Below are 17,939 nucleotides of genomic sequence, written 5' to 3'. Positions count from 1 at the left end.
CTCGTTCTATCCGGCGATCAGCTGGATCCCGACGGCGCCGGGGTAGAAGGCGAACATGATGGTGACGGGCAGCACCAGGAACACGACGGGCACCATCATCGCGACCTCGCGACGTGCCCCGGACTCGATCAGTTCACGCCGGCTCGCCTCGCGGATGTCGCCGGCCTGCGCCCGCAGTACGTCGGCCAGCGGCGTACCGCGTTCGAGCGCGACCGCCAGCCCGTCCGCGAAACGGGACAGCGCTACCAGCCCGGTCCGATCCGCGAGGCTGTCCAGCGCACGCACCAGCGACGATCCGGCCCGCGTCTCCGCGAGCACCCGCTGCAGCTCGTCGGCCAACTCGCCCTTGCACGACCGCGCCACCCGATCGAGAGCCGCCGCCGGCCCCTCACCGGCAGCAACCGACAGCGCCAGCAACTCGGCCACGGTTGGCAGCTCGGCCAACAGCCGCCGCTCCCGATTACGCACCTGCGTGCTCAAGTAGGTGTCCCGCGACAGCACCCCCAGTACGGCGAGCAGCGCAGCCAGGACCAGCAGCCCGACCGGATTGCCGTAGCCCAGCGATAGCGTCACGAGCGCGACCACCAACCCAGCACCGAACCCGGCTGTCCCCCACAGCACCTGCTCGATCCGGAACTCCTCGACGCTCCGGTCGATCCCCGCCCGCGCCAGCCGTCGCCGGATCGACACCGCACCGCCGAGGATCCGCTCCAGCCGAGCCGCCCCGGCGCGCAACGACGGCCCGAACATCCGCAGCATCGCGTGGAACGGCGACCCCGAGTCGACCACGCCGGAGAACACGTCGGCCCCGGCGAGATCGCGCAGGTACGGCCCGATCCGGTCGTCGACCGTCGGCTTCCGCAGGAACGGCAGCCGCCGAACGATCAGCAACAGGCTCGCGCCGAACACCCCACCCAGCAGTGCCCCCAGCACCAGAGGGTTCATGGTCTCCTCCACCCCGATCCGCCAGGCGCCGAACCGGTCGCAGGTCGACCACCTCTGCGACGCAACGCGCGTCCGCCCGGCGTCGTACCGGATCTTGGCTCCACACCCCTCCTCATCGCAGCACCCGCTCCGGCTCCGGCAGGCGACCGATCCGCAGCATCACCCGGTACGCGACAACACAGACGACTGCCCCGATGCCGATAACCAACGCCCCGGTCGGCGAGTTGTACCGCTGGATCACGTCCCCCTGGAACGACAGCAACCCCAGCACCAGCCACGGCGCCGCCACCGCGACGCGAGCCCCGTTCACCGACCAGGACTGGCGTGCCTCCAGCTCCGACCTCGTGCGCGCGTCATCACGCAAGAAGCTCGACAACGACCGCAGCAACCGCCCGAGGTCACCGCCACCGACCTCCCGCGCGATCCGCAACGCCTCCACCACCCGGTCACCGACCGGATCCGCCAACCGCGCCTTCAACCTGTCGAGCGAGTCCGCGAACCGCCCGGTCGACGCGTAGTCCGCGCCGAACCGCCGGAACGGCTCGCGCAACGGCAACGGCCCCCGCTCGCCGACCTGCGCCAACGCCTCCGACAACGACAGCCCAGCCCGTACGGCGGAAGCGATGTTGTCGACCACGTCCGGCCACAGCTCCCGGAACTCCCCCAACCGCTTGCGCGCGCGACTCTTCAGCAGCGCGACCGGCACCCCACCGGCCATCAGCCCGAACACCACACCCACCGGCAACGCCGCCGACACCACGAACATCAGCACGAACGCGACGAACCCCGTCACGACGCAGGCACCGATGAACGCCCCCGGCGTCACACCCTCCACCCCGGCCCGCGCCAGCAGGTCACGGCTGCGCGCCGTCAGCCGCCCGTCGGTCTTCGGCTTGTCCTCGGACGGCGCGATGAACGACCAGACGACCAGCAGCACACCGATCCCGAAGAACAGCCCGAGCAGCAGTCCCATCAGTTCACCCCGCGCGGCAGCTCGGTCAGCAGCCCGGCCGGCGAGTACCCCGCCTGCTGGAACCGCTCCGGATGCGGCAGTTGGCCCTCGGCCCGGCGCAGCATCCCGTCGTACAGGCCGAACAGGGTCTCGGTCTCGATCGTCTGGTCCTCGATCCGGCCGCTGACCGCGACGATCTCGCGCACCCGGCGCTGCCCGTCGCTGCCGATCCCGAGGTGCACGACCAGGTCGACGCAGCCCGCCACCGTCGGCAGCACGAACCTCGATCCGATGTTCTCTCCCGCGAGCAGCGGCAGCGTGCACATCTTGGTCAGCGCCTCGCGCGCCGAGTTCGCGTGGATGGTGCACATGCCGGGGAGGCCGCTGTTCAGCGCGAGCAGCAGATCGAGGCACTCCTCACCCCGGACCTCGCCGACGATCAGCCGGGACGGCCGCATCCGCAGCGACTCCTTGACCAGGTCCCGCAGCCGCACCTCGCCGGTGCCCTCCAGCCCGGCCTGCCGGGTCTGCATCGACACCCAGTCGGGAATCGGCAGCTTGATCTCGAAGACCTCCTCGCAGCTGATCACCCGCTCCCGGCCCGGGATCGACCCGGCCAGCGCGTTCAGCATCGTGGTCTTGCCCGCCTGGGTGCCTCCGGCAACCAAGATGTTGAGGCCAACGGCAACCGACGCGTCGAGCACCGCGGCCGCGTGCGGCGTCATCGAGCCGAGGGCGACCAGGTCGGTCAGCTTGCTGGCCCGGACGGTGAACTTGCGGATGTTGATCGCGGCGTACCGCTGGGTGATGCCGCCGAGCACGATGTGCACCCGGCTGCCGTCGGGCAGGCGGGCGTCGGTGAACGGCTGCGAGACGTCGATCCGTCGTCCGGTCGTCTTCAGCATCCGCTCGACCAGGTCGGAGACCTCCTCCTCCGTCAGCACCGTCGTGGTCAGCTCGTGGCGGCCCTCGCGGGCGATGAACACCCGGGACGGCTCGTTGATCCAGATCTCCTCGACCTTCGGGTCGTCCAGGTACCGCTGGAGCGGGCCGAACCCCGCCACCCGGTCGTGCACCTCACGGCTGACCGCCTCGACGTCGCCGATCGGCGGCACGATCCCGGTCAGGCTGCGCTCGTCGTACTCGCGGACGACCGTCGCGACGATCGTGCTGACCGCGCCGGGGTCGCGCAGCGGATCGATGCCCTCGCGCCGGACGACGTCGCGGACCTGCGCGTCGATCAGCTCGACCGCCTCGCCGCGGTCGAACCCGTTGCGGCGCGCGGCGACCCTGTCCGCTGTCATCGTCTCCCCGTGTCCGTCGCTGTTCCGGTGGCGACCGTCTCGTCACCCTGCGCGATCATTGTCCCAACCCGGAGGGCACCCGCGCCAACCCGATCCGCCCGACCTGTGGATAACCATCGGCGGGCAGAGGCCGCCCGACCGTAACCACGCGCTCACGCTCGGGTCCACCCCGTTGCAGCTTGTTGCAGAAATCCGCCGTACGCCGGACCGCCGGAAACGGCGCTGTAACCAAATCGGCGCGTCGTGGCGTCGTACCCAGTGAGACCACGACGAAGGGCAGTGATGGGATCGACGACGGACGATTTCGAGGAGTTCGCCAGAGCGCGGACCCCGCAGCTGTACCGGACGGCCTGGCTGCTCGCCGGTGACCGGCACCACGCCGAGGACCTGGTCCAGGAGACGCTGGCCAAGATGTACCGGTCCTGGTGGCGGATGCAGCGGATCGAGAACCCCGCGGCGTACGCCCAGACCGTCCTGGCCCGGACGTTCGTCTCGCAGCGGCGCAAACGCAGCTGGAACGAGCAGCCGACGGCCGCGATGCCGGACGGCGTCCACCAGTCCGGCGACCTCGAACTACGCCTCGCCCTGCGCGACGCCCTGGCCGAACTGGCTCCTCTCGATCGTGCGGTGCTGGTGCTGCGGTTCTTCGAAGATCGCAGCGTCGAACAGGTCGCGCTCGATCTCGGCAAGAACGCCGGTGCGATCAGAACCCGGACCTCTCGTGCCCTGGACCGCCTGCGCGCGGTGCTCGGCGACGACGTCCACCTGATCGCTCTCTGACTCGCAGGAGAAACCCGATGAACAACCTGAACGACAGCTTGCCCGACCTGATGCGCCGGGCGACCGACGACCTCGAGCCGGAGTCGAACGACCTCGTGGAACGCGGCATCCAGCGCGGCGTGACGCTGCGACGTCGCCGTACGGCGATGCTGAGCCTCAGCGGCGCCGGTGCGGTGCTGGCCACCGCCGGCATCATCGTCGGCGGCACCCAACTGTTCGCCGGCAACGCAGCGCCTCCTGTGGCCGCGCCGCCGTCCACGACCCCGAGCGTCAAGGCCGAAGGACCGGTCGCCGTGCCGGGCTCGCCGGCCGCGACCCTGCAGACGCTGCAGGGACTCCTGCCGCAGAACCTGAAGCAGTCGTCGGCGAAGGCAAGCTACGTGGACAACAGGCATCACACGGAGGTCGTGGTCGACGACGGCAAGGGCGCCTCGCTGCTCACCGTCGAGGTCGTCACCACCAAGCCGAACCTGGGCTGCGAAGGTCTGCACGGTTCCTGCACCGTGCGCCCGGACGGAGCGGTGGTCGCCTCCTACGCCAACGAGTCGATCTTCCCGTACGACGCGTCGAAGAACCCGTGGGGCATCAAGAACACGGTCGTGGAGATCTTCTACCCCGACGGCCGGCTGATCAGCGTCTACAACTACAACGCGCCGCGGCAGATCGGTGTCGCGCACACCCGCGCGAACCCGCTGTTCTCGGTCCAGCAGCTCACCGCCTTGGCCACCAGCGACAAGTGGGTCTTCCCGAAGGAGCAGGACGGACCGATCAAGCGCCCGGGCAACGGCAAGCCGACCGTACCGCTCGAGCAGACCCAGCAGATGCTGAAGAGCGTGCTGCCGAGCGGACTGCAGTTCACCAGGCCCGAGACCTGGGGCGGTGGCAGCAACGGGCACAACGGCGCGTCGTACGTGGTCAACGACGGCAAGGGGGCCGCGCAGGTCGACGTGCTGGTCCAGTACGAGGCCCCGGTGACCAAGTGCACCGGCGAAGGACCGCAGCACTGCAAGGTCAGGCCGGACGGCTCCGTGACCGGTTGGTCGAAGAACGAGCCGACGTACGGCGACGAGCGGCAGGCGATCAACGGCGTGCTCGCCAACCGCGTCGAGATCCACTACCCGGACGGCCGGATGATCACGATGACCAGCTACAACGGGCCGGCCGAGAAGGACGAGCAGCACACCCGCGCGAAGCCGACGTTCAGCACCGACCAGTTGTTCGCGATGGCCGGCACCCCTGGGTGGAAGTTCCCGGGAACTGGTAAAAAGTAGGGCTCTCGTCCGCCGCTGACTCTCTGAGGGGTGGGTCAGCGGTGGACGAGGGTGTGCTCGAACGCGTAGCGCGACGCGCGGAACAGGTGGGACCCGTACTCGACGGCACGGCCGTGATCGTCGTACGTGATCCGCGTGGTCGCCAGCAGCGGATGGCCCGCTTCCTCACCGAGGAGGCGGGCCTGTTCCGGTGTGGCGGGCTGGGCCGAGATGGTCTGGTGCGCGACCTTGAGGCGGACACCCTCGGCCCGGAGCAGCTCGTACAGGCCGCGCTCGGCCAGGGTGCTCGGATCCGTGTCCAGCATCTCTGGCGGCAGCCAGTTGCGCATCAGGGCCAGCGGCTCGCCGTCCGCGCGGCGGAGGCGCTCCAGCCGCAGAACGCGGTCTCCAGCCTCGCACTGCAGGGCCGCGGCGACGTCAGTGCTCGCAGGTGCGATGCCGAAGCGCAGTACCTCGGTCTCCGGCTTGCGATGCGCCGCAGCCAGGTCGTCGTACAGGCTGGTGAGTTCCAGCGAGCGCCGGACCTGGCCGGAGTTGCCGACGACCTGTGTGCCGACGCCGCGTTTGCGGACCAGCAGGCCCTGGTCGACCAGCCTGGCGATGGCCTGCCGCACCGTTGGACGGCTCAGTCCGTACGCCTCGGCCAGGTCCACCTCGTTGCTGAGCCGGGAACCGACCGGGAGGTCACCGCCCTGGATCGCCGCCTCCAACTGCTGAGCCAGCTGGACGTGGAGCGGGGTACGGCTGCTGCGATCGACGCTGACCTGGACGGTGCTCATGGGCACATCTTGGGCTGTCAGGGGCCCACCGTCGAGTCGGTGTGCAGATTTGATCAGATCTCTTCCTTTGTGAGGCGGTCGTTTCACTCGATCCGGATCGGCTGGTGTTCCTCGTACGAGCGCATCGCGGCCAGGGCGATCGTCAACGCGCGACGGGCATCCTCGCCGGTGACCGGCGGCGCGATGGTGCCGCGCACGACCTCGGTGAAGTCGATCAGCTCCTGCACGTACGCGTCGCCGAACATCTGCTCGTCGCTGCGCATCGTCTGCTGGTGCAGGCCGCTCGCGTCGTACCGCACCGCCGTCGTACTCGGCAGGCGGCCCGCGACGACCATGCCCTTGCTGCCGAACACCTCACCGCGTACGTCGTACCCGTAGAGCGCGGAGAAGTTCGCCTCCGCGGTGGCGATCGCACCGTTGTCGAAGGTCAGTACGACGACCGCCGTGTCGAGCAGCCCGTCGGCCTTGCACTGCGGCGCGACCAGCGCGTCGGCGCGCGTGTAGACCTCGACCACCTCGGCGCCCGGGTTGAGCCACAGCAACGTGTCGAAGTCGTGGATCAAGGTCTCCCGGAAGATCGTCCACGGTGGGACGCCGCCGGGGTTCACCATCCCGGCCGGTCGGCCCGGGTCGCGCGTGACCGACCGCATCAACTGCGGCGTACCGATCTCGCCCGCGTCGACGATCGCCCGCGCCTGCTGGAAGTCCGCCGCGAACCGCCGGTTGAACCCCACCTGGAGAGGAACTGCGGCAGCTCTCGTCGCCGCGATCGCCCGGTCGAGCTCCTCAACCGTCAGCGACGCCGGCTTCTCGCACCACACCGCCTTGCCCGCTTGGGCCGCCCGCACGATCAGCTCCGACTGCACCGCAGCGATCGAGGTGATCAGGACGCCGTCGATCTCAGGATCTCTGAGCAGATCGTCCACGCCACAAGCCTTCGCGCCGTACTTCTCCGCCAGGCTGGTCGCTGCCTCCTCGCGAGGATCCGCCACCGCCACCAACTCAGCCCCCGGCACCCGCCGCGCCACGTTCCCCGCATGCATGGTCCCGATCCGGCCGGCCCCCACCAAGCCCAACCGAACAATCTGTAGCCCGTGATCGGTCCGCATGTCCCCGCCCCCTTGGTCGTCGTTCAGGTCCGAGGTGATCTCATCACGCGAAAGGGAGGTGCGGAAGGGTGCCTTCGGCAAGGGTTCGGAGGTGAACGGGGTGGATCCGGGAGGTGAAGGTCCGGCGGTGGGTGGCCATCGCGGGGCCGATGCCGGACGGTGCGTTCTACGCTGCGAACGTGCACACGTTGTCAGCGGTTCGGAGGGTGGTAGCGCTGGGTGAGCGCTGCTCGTCGCCGTCGGTCCGCGGCGGTGCCGAGCACGCCTCACGGAGCGTCGCCGGCCGCGCTGAGCACACGGCGGGGACAGCTCGTGACCGGGTCCGGATGGCGGTCACGGTCTACCGGGTGCTGCCTGAACTCGGGCAGGATGTCGCCTTCGATCCCGACAACGTCGTCGCCGCCCGGCGAGGACTACGCTTTCCCGGTTCGGGCTTGTCCGGCCGGCCCCTGGAGCAGGACCGGCCGTTCCGTGCTCCCGGCGGAACATGCCGCCGCGGAACACGCCGCCGCGGGACCCGACGGAACCAGGCCGGCCGACATCTCCGGCAAGCCCTCGACCAGCCGCCGTACCCCCGCCGTACGGACGAACTCTGAAGGAGTAGGCATGGAACCGCTGCGCATCGGCATCCTCGGCGCCGCCCGGATCGCCGGCCGGGCGATCGCCGAACCGGCCCGGCTGACCGGCGCCCGGCTGGTCGCGGTCGCGGCCCGGGACGCCGAACGGGCCGAGGCCTTCGCCGCCGAGCACGGCGTCGAGCGGGTGCACGCGTCGTACGAGGACGTCATCGACGACCTCGAGATCGAGGCGATCTACAACCCGCTCGCCAACGGTCTGCACGGTCCGTGGAACCTGCGAGCGATTGCCGCGGGCAAGCATGTGCTGACCGAGAAGCCGTCGGCCAGCAACGCGCCCGAAGCCGCCGCGGTCCGTGATGCCGCTCGCGAGGCCGGTGTCGTCGTGATGGAGGGCTTCCACTACGTCTTCCACCCGGTCACCAAGCGCATCCAGGAACTGCTCGCCAAGGGTGAGCTCGGCGAGCTGCAGCACGTCGAGGCGACGATGGTGATGGGCCCGCCGGCCGACGAGGATCCGCGCTGGTCGCTGGCGCTCGCCGGTGGGGCCGTGATGGACGTCGGCTGCTACGCGCTGCACGCCCAGCGGATGCTCGCGCCGTGGGGCGGCGGTCAGCCCAAGCTGGTCAGCGCCCGGGCCGGCGAACGGAAGCGGCTGCCCGGTGTCGACGAGTGGCTCAACGCGGACCTGGAGTTCCCGAACGGCGCGACCGGCGCGGTCCGCACGAGCATGGCCGCTGAGGAGCTCGACTTCAGCCTCAAGGTCGTCGGCACCCGCGGTGAGGCGTTCGCGCCGAGCTTCGTGCTGCCCCACCAGGACGACCGGGTGATCGTCACCACCAAGGAAGACCACTGGGTCGAGCACCTCGGCCGCAAGTCGTCGTACACCTATCAGCTCGAGGCCTTCGCCGCCCATCTGCGCGACGGCGCTCCGCTTCCCATCGACGCCGACGACGCGGTCGCCACGATGGAACTCATCGACGCCTGCTACTCCGACGCCGGCCTCCAGCCCCGCCCGGTCTCGCGGATCTGACCGGTCTTGCTGATCTGACCGACTCGTACCGCGAAAACGTCCGTCCTGGCCCCGGCGGCCGGTGTCGCCACCCGCTACTCCCAGCCGTCCGGCGCCGAGCAACGCCGGCCGCCACGCTCCTCGAGGATGCGTGGCGGCCGGCGTTCTCACGTGGTCACTGCTCGGCGACTACTTCCGCCCCTGCTTGGTCGGCGGCACGATCACACTGTCGGCCGGATTGACCTTCGGCTGTTTGGGTTGCTTGGGCTTGCGGACTTCGCGTCCGCCTTTGTTCTTGGCCATGACGCACTCCCAGGACTGGATGTCTCCGTACTACGGACGACTCGGCTGAGCCTGGTTCGCCGCGGTACTCCTGTGCCCCGGGGGTTCCTCTTGACGCTACACCTCAGCTGGTGATCAGTCGTGGGTCGGGAAGCCCAGGTTCAGCCCACCGTGGCTCGGGTCGAGCCAGCGCGAGGTGATGACCTTCCCGCGGGTGAAGAAGTGCACGCCCTCGGTCCCGTGCGCGTGGGTGTCCCCGAACAGCGAGTTCTTCCACCCGCCGAACGAGTAGTACGCCATCGGCACCGGGATCGGCACGTTCACGCCGACCATCCCGACCTCGACCTCGACCTGGTACCGCCGCGCCGCGCCGCCGTCGTTGGTGAAGATCGCTGTGCCGTTGCCGTACGGGTTGGAGTTCACCAGGTCCAGCGCCGCGTCGTACGACGGAACGCGGACCACCGACAGCACCGGCCCGAAGATCTCGTCGGTGTAGATCGACATCTGCGGCGTCACCTTGTCGAACAGCGTCGGGGCCAGCCAGAACCCGTCCTCGCCACCGTCGAACGGCCCCTCCCGCCCGTCGACCGCGAGCTCGGCACCGGCCTCGACGCCCGCCTCGACGTACCCGACGACCTTGTCGCGGTGCGCGCCGGTCACCAGCGGACCCATGTCGCAGCCGCGCGTCCCGTCGCCGGTCTTCAGCGTCGCCATCCGCTCCTTGATCTTCGCGATCAGGTCGTCCGCGACCGGCTCGACCGCGATCAGCGCGGAGATCGCCATGCAGCGCTCACCGGCCGACCCGAAGCCCGCGTTGACCGCGGCGTCGGCGGCCAGGTCGAGATCGGCGTCGGGCAGCACGACCATGTGGTTCTTCGCGCCGCCGAGCGCCTGCACGCGCTTGCCGTTCGCCGTACCGGTCTCGTACACGTACCGCGCGATCGGCGTCGACCCGACGAACGAGACCGCCTTGATGTCCGGGTGCTCGAGCAGCCGATCGACGGCCTCCTTGTCCCCGTGCACGACGTTCATCACGCCGTCCGGCAGACCGGCCTCCTTCCACAGCGCGGCGACCGCGTTCACCGCCGACGGGTCCTTCTCCGACGGCTTGATCACCACGCTGTTGCCGCAGGCCACCGCGATCGGGACGAACCACAGCGGCACCATCGCCGGGAAGTTGAACGGCGAGATCACCGCGACCGCACCGAGCGACTGGCGGATCGAGTACACGTCGACGTTGGTCGACACGTTCTCGCTGAACCCACCCTTGAGCAGGTGCGGGATACCGCAGGCGAACTCGACCACCTCGAGCCCGCGGGTCACCTCACCGAGCGCGTCGGACAGCACCTTGCCATGCTCGGCGGTGATCAGCGCGGCGATGTCGCCCTTGCGCTCGTTCAGCAGCTCGCGAAACGCGAACAGCACCTGCGCGCGCTTGGTCAGCGACGTCCTACCCCACGTCTTCGACGCCTCGTGGGCGACCTTGACCGCCTCGTCGACAGTCGCCGCCGAGGCCAGATCCAGCTCGCCGGTCACCTCGCCGGTGGCCGGGTTGTAGACCTTGCTGGTGCGCTCCGAGACACCCGTCCAGGGCGTCCCGCCGATCAGGTGGGTGATGCGTCCAGTGCTCACAACTGTGTCCCTCGCGTCGGTCCTGCGGTGATCTCGTAGTGGTGTGTAAATGCGGTACGCCGGGCGCAGACCCCGCCGTCGCCCCGGGCTCGGGAACCGGCTCGGGCTTGGGCGCCAGCTCCCGCTCGGGCTCCGGCTCTCGTTTGGGCTCGGACTCGGGCTCGGGTCATCCCAGCACCTCGCTCTTGCGGGCCATCTCGACCTCGACCGGCCGGCCCTCTTGCAACGACTGGATCCCGGCCGTGCAGACGGCCGCCGCGGCGTACCCGTCCCAGGCCGTCGGCCCGTCGATCTCGCCCCGATGGGTCGCGTCCACCCAGCGCTGGACCTCAACGTCGTACGCCGTACCGAACCTGGCCCGGTAGTCCTCCGGCACCGCACCGCCCCACTGCCCAGCGCGCTTGGTCAGCACGTCGACGCCGAGGCCGATGGTCGCGCTGCCCTTCTCGGCGACGGCCTCGCAACGGACCTCATATCCGACCTGAAAGTTCACGAACACCTCGACGTCGGCGATGGCACCGTTCGCCATCTCGAGGATCGCCAGCTGCGGGTCGAGCGCACCGTTCGCCACCAAACCGGTCGGCTTCGGCGCATGCACAGTGATCCGGACGATCTCGTCATCGAACAGCCAGCGCGCGACGTCGACCTCGTGCACGAGCGAGTCGCGCACAATCATCTCGCTACGAAAGGTCTCCGGCACGGACTTGTTCCGGTGCACGTTGTGGAGCAGGAGCGTCCGGCCGAGCTCACCGGAGTCGAGCAGCTGCTTGAGCGCGGCGTACTCCGGGTCGAACCGGCGCATGAACCCGACCTGGATCAGCTGCCGACCCAGCTTGTGCTCGGCCTCGACGACGCGCAGCGAGGACTCCGTGTCCATCGTCAGCGGCTTCTCACAAAGCACCGGCTTCGCGTACTCCAGACAGGCCATCAACTGCTCGGCATGCGCAAACCCCGGCGACGCAATGATGACGGCGTCCACCCCCGAGTCCCCGATCAACGCCAACGGATCCTCGATCACCCGAACCCCACCGGCCACCGAGAAGCTCGCCTGCCCACCCACAGCCCCCGCCGCAGATCCTGTCGCAGCCGCACGTCCGGTCGCAGGTCCGGTCTCGGATCCAGCCACAGCCCCGGTCGCAGCGGCAGCTCCGGCCGCGGCCCCGGCTGGACGCGACAGCAACTCGGCCAGGGCGGTCGCCCGCGGCAGGTCCGGGTCGGAGACCGCGACCAGACGCGCACCAGAGATCCGCCGCACCACCCGCTCGGCATGATCGGCACCCATCTGCCCGACCCCGATGATCCCGATCCTCAGGTCCTGCATCTCCACCTACTCTCTGACGACGTTGTACGACGACTGCCCGTCACCGCACTCCCAGCAACCACCGGTCCCGGTAACCACCGTCCTGCTCCGGCGCCGGCTGCGCCAGCTCCCGGCGCCCACTTCCTCCAACGGGCGCCAGCCGGCCAGTTCCACCAGGCCGACCGGCTCCCGCCGTACCAGCTAGTCCTTCTTGTCCTGCGGCGTCACCACCAACTCCGGATCGAACCCACGCAACTCATGGCTGAGCGCCTCCAGCTCGGAACCACCCGCCATCTCCGTCGTCAGCTGCTCAAGCGTGATGTCCGACCGGTGGGTGTCGAGCGCGACCCGGCCGAGCTTGAGGATGACGAAGTGGTTGCCGACCAGGTACGCGTGATGCGGGTTGTGGGTGATGAAAACGACCCCGATCCCCGCGTCCCGCGCCTTGACGACGTACTTCAGCACCACGCCCGACTGGTTCACGCCGAGCGCCGCGGTCGGCTCGTCCAGGATCAGCACCTTCGCGCCGAAGTGGATCGCCCGCGCGATCGCGACGCACTGCCGCTGACCACCGGACAGCTTGCCGACCGGCTGCTCCAGGTTGGGGATCGAGATCCCCATCTTGGTCAGCTCCTCCTGCGCGATCCGCTTCATCTTCGCGGCGTCGAGCACGCCGAACGGTCCCTTGGTGAGCTCGTTGCCGAGGAAGAAGTTCCGCCAGACCGACATCAGCGGCGCCAGCGCCAGATCCTGGTAGACGGTCGCGATCCCGCTGTCGAGCGACTCCCGCGGCGACGAGAAGTGCCGCTCCTCGCCGTTCACCGACATCGCCCCGGACGTGTAGTCGTGCAGGCCGGCGATGATCTTGATCAGCGTCGACTTGCCGGCCCCGTTGTCGCCCAGCACGCAGGTGATCTCCCCCTGCCGGACGGCCAGCGACACCCCACGCAACGCCTGGATGTTGCCGTAACTCTTGCCGACGTCCTCCAGCAGAACGATCGGCGTGGTCGGGCTCGCGCTCGCCTCGCCGGCGAAGCTCTCCGTCGTACTCATCGGGCATCCGCCTTGTTCTTGACGACCAGGTTCACGATCGTGGCCAGCAGCAGCATCGCGCCGAGGAACGCCTTGAACCAGTCCGGGTTCCAGCCGGCGTACACGACGCCGAGCTGCACCATGCCAAAGATCAGCGCGCCGACCGCGCCACCGACCACGGAGCCGTAGCCCCCGGTCAGCAGGCAGCCGCCGACCACCGCGGCGATGATGTAGAGGAACTCCTTGCCGACGCCCTCGCCGGACTGCACGACGCCGTTCTGCACGAACAGCAGCTGCATCCCGGTGAACCAGGCGAAGAACCCGACGGTCATGAACAGCCCGATCTTCACCTTCTTCACCGGTACGCCGACCGCCCGTGCCGACGCCGCGTCGCCACCGACCGCGAAGATCCAGTTGCCGATCTTGGTCCGCATCAGCACCCAGGCGGCGACCGCGACGAAGACGATCCACCAGACGATGATGATCTTGATCGTCACCCCGCCGAGCTTGAACTCCGAGGCGAACACCGCCTTGGCCGAGCCGAACCCGTCCATGTCGCTGATCGAGTTCGACGCGACGGCGCCGGAGGTCAGCCGGGTCACCGCGACGTTCAGGCCCTGCAGGATGAAGAACGTGCCGAGCGTGACCAGGAAGCTCGGCAACCCGGTCCGCATCAGCAGCCAGCCGTTGAACAGGCCGACCGCGAGGGCGAAGACGAGCGCGACCGCCATCCCCACCCAGACGTTGACGCTGAACTGGTAGGCGAAGATGCCCGCGGTCAGACCGCCGGTCGTCACCGCCACACCGGCCGACAGGTCGAATTCGCCGCCGATCATCAGCAGCGAGACCGGAACGGCCATCACCCCGATCAGCGAGGCCTGGTAGAGGATCGTCCCGGTGTTGTTGATGTCCCGGAACGGCTCCGCGGTGACCAGGAAGAACACCAGGATCACCGCGGCGCCCACCAGCGACCCGATCTCCGGGCGGCTGAGCAGCCGGGCGCCGACCGAGCGCGCCGAGACGCGGTCGTCGGCGTCCGCGGGGGTCGCGATCGTCGATGCCATCGCGAGCCTCAGCGGGTCCCGGCCGTGGCGAACTTCTCGACGGCCTCGATGTTGGACTTCTCGACGAACGACGGCCCGGTCAGCGTGGCCTCGCCACCACCGATCGAGTTGCCGTTGGTCTTCGACAGCCAGATCGCGTCGACGGCCAGGTAGCCCTGCAGGTACGGCTGCTGGTCGACGGCGAACTGCACCGTGCCGTCCTTGACCGCCTTGGCCATCTCCTTGCTCATGTCGAAGCTGCCGACCTTCGCCGCGGACCCGGCGTCCTTGGCGGCCTGGACCGCGGTCAGCGTGACGCCGGCGTTCAGACCCACCAGGTAGTCGACCGACTTGTCCTGCTGCAGCTTCGAGGTGATCGTCGCCTGCGTACCGGGCTGGTCGGCGCCGTCGACGTTCAGGTTCTCGACGTTGCCGAACTTGTTCTTGATGCCCTGGCAGCGGGCCTCGAGGCTGACGTTGCCCTGCTCGTGCACGACGCAGAGCACCTTCTTGGCGCCGAGCTGCTTGAGCTTGTCACCGGTCGCCTCGCCGGCGATCCGCTCGTCCTGGCCGAAGTACCCGACCGCGCCGGTCTGCTTCCAGGTCTCCAGGCCACCGTTCAGCACGGTGACCGGGATACCGGCCGCGACGGCCTTCTTCACGTTCGGGATCACCGCGTCGGGCTTGTTCAGCGTCACCGCGATGCCGTCGACCTTGGAGTCGATCGCGGTCTGCACCAGGTTGGCCTGGGCGGCACCGTCGGGGTCGGAGGAGTACTGCAGCTCGATGTTGTCCTTCTGCGCGGCCGCTTCGGCCCCCCGCCGGACGATGTCCCAGAACGTGTCACCCGCTTTGGAGTGGGTGATCAGGGCAACCTTCATCCGCGGCGTGGTCGCCACGTTGCCCGACCCGCCGTCGGCCTTCTGCTCCTCCTGCTTGCCGCCGGACGAGCTGCAGGCCCCCACCGCGAGCACCAGCGCGAGAGCCGCGCTGGTGACGACGGCCCTGCGCTGGGCCTTCCTTTGCCACCGAACCATGACCACAACCAGCCTTTCCGAAGTTCCCGCGGTGACGCCGCGGCGTTGCTAGTGACCAGAGAGTGCATACTCTCCTGGCCGTCAGGCGGATGCACCACCCCCGTGGCTGTTCAGGTACGCCAGGGTGCGTCGCGCGATCGGCAACGGCACGTCCGGGGCCACCGGGTACAGGTCCTGCTCGACGATCGCGAAGAGGTCGACGTCCAGGCCGGCCAGCGCCTCCAGCACCGGCGGCATCTCCGGTACGCCGCCTGGCGGCTCGGTCATGACTCCGCGCTGAACCGCCGCGTCGAAGCTGATCCCTTCGGCCTGGGCCTGCGCGAGCACCACCGGGTCGACCTGCTTGAGATGGACGTACCCGATGCGCTCCGGGTACTTGCGGATCAGCTCCAGGTTGTCGCCGCCGCAGTAGCTGATGTGCCCGGTGTCGAGGCACAGGTTCACGTGCGCGCTGTCGGTCTCGGCCAGGAACCGTTCGACGGTGTCCTGGGTGTCGACATGTCCGTCCGCGTGCGGGTGGAACTGGGTCCGCAACCCGAACTCCTCGAAGACCCGGCGACCGAGCTCGGTCACCTGCCGGCCGTGCCCCGCCTGCCCTGCGTGGTCCAGCCGCGGTTCGACGATCTCACCGTCGTCTCCGCGCCACATCGACGGCATCACGACCAGATGCTTCGCGCCCATCGCGGCCGCCAGCTCGGCGGTCTTCGCCACTTCGCGCCAGGTCGAGTCGAACGAGTCGTCGCGGTGCAGGTGCTCGAACGTCGTACCGGCGGTGACCTCGAGGCCCCGCCGGTCCAGCTGGTCCTTGAGCTCGGCCGGATCGGTCGGGAGATAGCCGTACGGTCCCAGCTCGATCTTCGTGTACCCGGCCTCGGCGACCTCGTCGAGGAACCTGGTCCACGGCGTCTGCTGCGGATCGTCGGCGAACCACACGCCCCACGAGTCGGGGGCGCTGCCGATCGTCACCTTGCCCATCTATCGACCTTCCACCGGGGAGTAGTAGGGACGCTGCGCCTTCTTCGACTGCTCGTACGACGTCGCGGCCGCGCGGGTCGAGTCGAGATCGGAGACCTGGCTGACCGGCACATCCCACCAGGCGTCGCTGTCCGGCGAACCGATCAGCGGGTCGGTAGTGACGTGGATCGCGATCGGCCCGTTGGCGGCCTTCGCCGTGTGGATCGCCTTCTCCAGCTCGTCGCGGCTCGCCACGTCGATCACCTCGACACCGAAGCTGCGGACGTTCGCCGCGAGATCCACCGGCAGGTAGTCGCCGTCGAGCCTTCCGTCCGCACCACGCTTGCGGTACGCCGTACCGAATCGCTGTGAGCCCAGGGATTCGGACAGCGCGCCGATCGACGCGAAGCCGTGGTTCTGCACCAGGACGACGATGATCTTGACGTTCTCCTGGACGGCGGTGACCAGCTCGCTGGACATCATCAGGTACGACCCGTCGCCGACCAGGACGAAGACGTCACGGTCCGGGGCAGCCAGGCGGACGCCGAGACCGCCGGCGATCTCGTATCCCATGCAGGAGTAGCCGTACTCAACGTGGTAGCCCTTCGGGTCGCGGGTCCGCCAGAGTTTGTGCAGGTCGCCCGGCATCGAACCGGCCGCACAGACAACGACATCAGACGCCGCCGACAATTCGTTGACGGCACCGAGGACCTGGCCCTGGGTGAGCAGTCCTTCCGCGAGCTGTCCGGTGATCTCGGCGGGCGGGTTGTAGTGGTTGTCCACAACCTCGTCCCACTGCTTTGCCAGCTCGGTGGCCGAATCCGTGTACTTTCTCTGCACGGACCACTCGCCGAGCGCGGAGCCCAACGAAACAAGGGCTTCCCGCGCATCCGCCACGACAGGGAGACCAGCATGCTTGCCACCGTCGAACCGCGCCACATTGATGTTGACGAACTTCACGCCCGGGTTCAGGAACGCCGTCCGCGACGCCGTCGTGAAGTCGCCGTAGCGGGTCCCGATACCGATCACCAGGTCGGCGTCGCGGGCCAGCGCGTTCGCTGCCGTGGTTCCGGTCGAGCCGACCGCGCCGACCGACTGCGGGTGGTCGTAGCGCAGCGATCCCTTGCCTGCCTGGCTTTCCGCGACCGGGATACCGGTCGCTTCCGCGAAAGCGCGCAGGGCGTCCTGCGCCTGCGAGTAGGCGACACCGCCACCGGCCACGATCAGCGGGCGTTCGGCGGAGCGGATCAGCTCGGCCGCCTTCTCGACGATCGATGCTTCAGGCAACGGCCTGGCGACGTACCAGGTCCGCTCGGCGAACAGCTCCTCCGGCCAGTCGTAGGCCTCGGCCTGGACGTCCTGCGGCAGCGCAATCGTGACGGCACCGGTCTCGACCGGATCGGTCAGCACGCGCATCGCGTTGAGCAGAGCGGACGGGAGTTGCTCGGGACGCCAGACCCGGTCGAAGTACCTCGAGACCGGACGGAAGGCGTCGTTCACCGAGACGTCGCCGGCCGAGAAGCTCTCGAGTTCCTGCAGGACCGGAGACGCCACCCGGGTGGCGAAGACGTCCGACGGGAGGATCAGGACCGGCAGCCGGTTCACGGTTGCCAGCGCCGCGCCGGTGACCATGTTGGTCGAGCCGGGCCCGATGCTGGCTGTGCAGGCGTAGATCTGCAGGCGATCCTTGGCCCGCGCGAAGGCCGACGCGCTGTGCACCATGGCCTGCTCGTTGCGTGCCAGGATGTAGGGCAGAGCCGTCGGGTCCTCGAGCTCGGCCTGCAGCAGCGCCTGGCCCAGACCGGCCACGTTGCCGTGCCCGAAGATGCCGAAGCAACCGGCGAAGAGCTTCTGCCGTTCGCCGTCGCGCTCCGAGTACTGGACGCTCAGGAATCGCACCAGCGCCTGGGCGACCGTGAGACGTACCGTCAT

General features: G+C 69.0%; 15 protein-coding genes. 3 read left to right on the top strand and 12 right to left on the bottom strand.

The genetic code is table 11. The features are described 5' to 3' along the window. Window positions 1-6: 6 nt before the first annotated feature. The 3 genes from HDA39_RS39480 to HDA39_RS39470 all read right to left on the bottom strand — a co-directional run bounded on the left by HDA39_RS39480 (window position 7) and on the right by HDA39_RS39470 (window position 3,201). Window positions 7-945, bottom strand: a complete 939-nt coding sequence (locus tag HDA39_RS39480; RefSeq protein ID WP_184804233.1) for a type II secretion system F family protein — start codon at window positions 943-945, stop codon at window positions 7-9. A 112-nt stretch (window positions 946-1,057) separates the two neighbouring features. Then, window positions 1,058-1,918: a type II secretion system F family protein gene (locus HDA39_RS39475; protein ID WP_184804229.1), complete on the bottom strand. Its 861-nt coding sequence runs from the start codon at window positions 1,916-1,918 to the stop codon at window positions 1,058-1,060. After that, window positions 1,918-3,201 (bottom strand): TadA family conjugal transfer-associated ATPase, encoded by a 1,284-nt coding sequence (locus HDA39_RS39470; RefSeq protein ID WP_184804227.1) that lies wholly within the window; start codon window positions 3,199-3,201, stop codon window positions 1,918-1,920. The genes HDA39_RS39475 and HDA39_RS39470 overlap by 1 nt, the downstream gene beginning before the upstream one ends. A gap of 282 nt (window positions 3,202-3,483) precedes the next feature. Between HDA39_RS39470 and HDA39_RS39465 the strand changes: the two genes are divergently transcribed. Both HDA39_RS39465 and HDA39_RS39460 read left to right on the top strand, forming a co-directional pair. Then, window positions 3,484-3,981, top strand: a complete 498-nt coding sequence (locus HDA39_RS39465; RefSeq protein WP_184804225.1) for a SigE family RNA polymerase sigma factor — start codon at window positions 3,484-3,486, stop codon at window positions 3,979-3,981. A 17-nt stretch (window positions 3,982-3,998) separates the two neighbouring features. Then, window positions 3,999-5,252: a hypothetical protein gene (locus HDA39_RS39460; RefSeq protein WP_184804222.1), complete on the top strand. Its 1,254-nt coding sequence runs from the start codon at window positions 3,999-4,001 to the stop codon at window positions 5,250-5,252. Window positions 5,253-5,287: 35 nt separating this feature from the next. Here the strand turns inward: HDA39_RS39460 and HDA39_RS39455 are convergent, their stop codons facing one another. Both HDA39_RS39455 and HDA39_RS39450 read right to left on the bottom strand, forming a co-directional pair. Continuing rightward, a complete protein-coding gene (locus HDA39_RS39455) occupies window positions 5,288-6,031 on the bottom strand; it encodes a GntR family transcriptional regulator (RefSeq protein ID WP_184804219.1) in 744 nt (247 codons plus the stop codon). Between the two features lie 83 nt (window positions 6,032-6,114). Continuing rightward, window positions 6,115-7,098: a Gfo/Idh/MocA family oxidoreductase gene (locus HDA39_RS39450; RefSeq protein ID WP_337926147.1), complete on the bottom strand. Its 984-nt coding sequence runs from the start codon at window positions 7,096-7,098 to the stop codon at window positions 6,115-6,117. A gap of 648 nt (window positions 7,099-7,746) precedes the next feature. Here HDA39_RS39450 and HDA39_RS39445 point away from each other — a divergent pair. After that, window positions 7,747-8,748 (top strand): Gfo/Idh/MocA family protein, encoded by a 1,002-nt coding sequence (locus HDA39_RS39445; protein WP_184804214.1) that lies wholly within the window; start codon window positions 7,747-7,749, stop codon window positions 8,746-8,748. A 396-nt stretch (window positions 8,749-9,144) separates the two neighbouring features. Here HDA39_RS39445 and HDA39_RS39440 read toward each other — a convergent pair whose 3' ends face one another. The 7 genes from HDA39_RS39440 to iolD all read right to left on the bottom strand — a co-directional run bounded on the left by HDA39_RS39440 (window position 9,145) and on the right by iolD (window position 17,939). Beyond that, window positions 9,145-10,641: a CoA-acylating methylmalonate-semialdehyde dehydrogenase gene (locus tag HDA39_RS39440; RefSeq protein ID WP_184804211.1), complete on the bottom strand. Its 1,497-nt coding sequence runs from the start codon at window positions 10,639-10,641 to the stop codon at window positions 9,145-9,147. A gap of 166 nt (window positions 10,642-10,807) precedes the next feature. Further along, complete coding sequence (locus HDA39_RS39435; protein ID WP_184804208.1) at window positions 10,808-11,962, bottom strand: Gfo/Idh/MocA family protein; 1,155 nt, start codon at window positions 11,960-11,962, stop codon at window positions 10,808-10,810. 180 nt (window positions 11,963-12,142) lie between these two features. Then, window positions 12,143-12,994 (bottom strand): ATP-binding cassette domain-containing protein, encoded by an 852-nt coding sequence (locus HDA39_RS39430; RefSeq protein WP_184804205.1) that lies wholly within the window; start codon window positions 12,992-12,994, stop codon window positions 12,143-12,145. Then, the gene (locus HDA39_RS39425) at window positions 12,991-14,037 is read right to left on the bottom strand and encodes an ABC transporter permease (protein WP_184804202.1); all 1,047 of its coding nucleotides are present in this window, start codon (window positions 14,035-14,037) and stop codon (window positions 12,991-12,993) included. Before HDA39_RS39425 ends, HDA39_RS39430 begins: the two co-directional genes overlap by 4 nt. Window positions 14,038-14,045: 8 nt before the next feature. Next, window positions 14,046-15,053, bottom strand: coding sequence for a substrate-binding domain-containing protein (locus tag HDA39_RS39420; RefSeq protein WP_184804199.1), 1,008 nt, complete (start codon window positions 15,051-15,053; stop codon window positions 14,046-14,048). Between the two features lie 81 nt (window positions 15,054-15,134). Continuing rightward, window positions 15,135-16,028, bottom strand: a complete 894-nt coding sequence (locus HDA39_RS39415; protein ID WP_184804196.1) for a TIM barrel protein — start codon at window positions 16,026-16,028, stop codon at window positions 15,135-15,137. Next, complete coding sequence (gene iolD, locus HDA39_RS39410) at window positions 16,029-17,939, bottom strand: 3D-(3,5/4)-trihydroxycyclohexane-1,2-dione acylhydrolase (decyclizing) (RefSeq protein WP_184804193.1); 1,911 nt, start codon at window positions 17,937-17,939, stop codon at window positions 16,029-16,031. It lies immediately after the preceding gene.

The organism is Kribbella italica (assembly GCF_014205135.1).
Lineage (GTDB): Bacteria > Actinomycetota > Actinomycetes > Propionibacteriales > Kribbellaceae > Kribbella > Kribbella italica.
This window is presented reverse-complemented; position numbering and strand designations above follow the sequence as displayed.

Excerpts from the sequence above, each read along its gene's own strand:
- HDA39_RS39480 (WP_184804233.1), bottom strand. The coding sequence starts at position 945 with ATGAACCCTCTGGTGCTGGGGGCACTGCTGGGTGGGGTGTTCGGCGCG.
- HDA39_RS39475 (WP_184804229.1), bottom strand. The coding sequence starts at position 1,918 with ATGGGACTGCTGCTCGGGCTGTTCTTCGGGATCGGTGTGCTGCTGGTC.
- HDA39_RS39470 (WP_184804227.1), bottom strand. The coding sequence starts at position 3,201 with ATGACAGCGGACAGGGTCGCCGCGCGCCGCAACGGGTTCGACCGCGGC.
- HDA39_RS39465 (WP_184804225.1), top strand. The coding sequence starts at position 3,484 with ATGGGATCGACGACGGACGATTTCGAGGAGTTCGCCAGAGCGCGGACC.
- HDA39_RS39460 (WP_184804222.1), top strand. The coding sequence starts at position 3,999 with ATGAACAACCTGAACGACAGCTTGCCCGACCTGATGCGCCGGGCGACC.
- HDA39_RS39455 (WP_184804219.1), bottom strand. The coding sequence starts at position 6,031 with ATGAGCACCGTCCAGGTCAGCGTCGATCGCAGCAGCCGTACCCCGCTC.
- HDA39_RS39445 (WP_184804214.1), top strand. The coding sequence starts at position 7,747 with ATGGAACCGCTGCGCATCGGCATCCTCGGCGCCGCCCGGATCGCCGGC.
- HDA39_RS39435 (WP_184804208.1), bottom strand. The coding sequence starts at position 11,962 with ATGCAGGACCTGAGGATCGGGATCATCGGGGTCGGGCAGATGGGTGCC.
- HDA39_RS39430 (WP_184804205.1), bottom strand. The coding sequence starts at position 12,994 with ATGAGTACGACGGAGAGCTTCGCCGGCGAGGCGAGCGCGAGCCCGACC.
- HDA39_RS39425 (WP_184804202.1), bottom strand. The coding sequence starts at position 14,037 with ATGGCATCGACGATCGCGACCCCCGCGGACGCCGACGACCGCGTCTCG.
- HDA39_RS39420 (WP_184804199.1), bottom strand. The coding sequence starts at position 15,053 with ATGGTTCGGTGGCAAAGGAAGGCCCAGCGCAGGGCCGTCGTCACCAGC.
- HDA39_RS39415 (WP_184804196.1), bottom strand. The coding sequence starts at position 16,028 with ATGGGCAAGGTGACGATCGGCAGCGCCCCCGACTCGTGGGGCGTGTGG.
- iolD (WP_184804193.1), bottom strand. The coding sequence starts at position 17,939 with ATGACGGTACGTCTCACGGTCGCCCAGGCGCTGGTGCGATTCCTGAGC.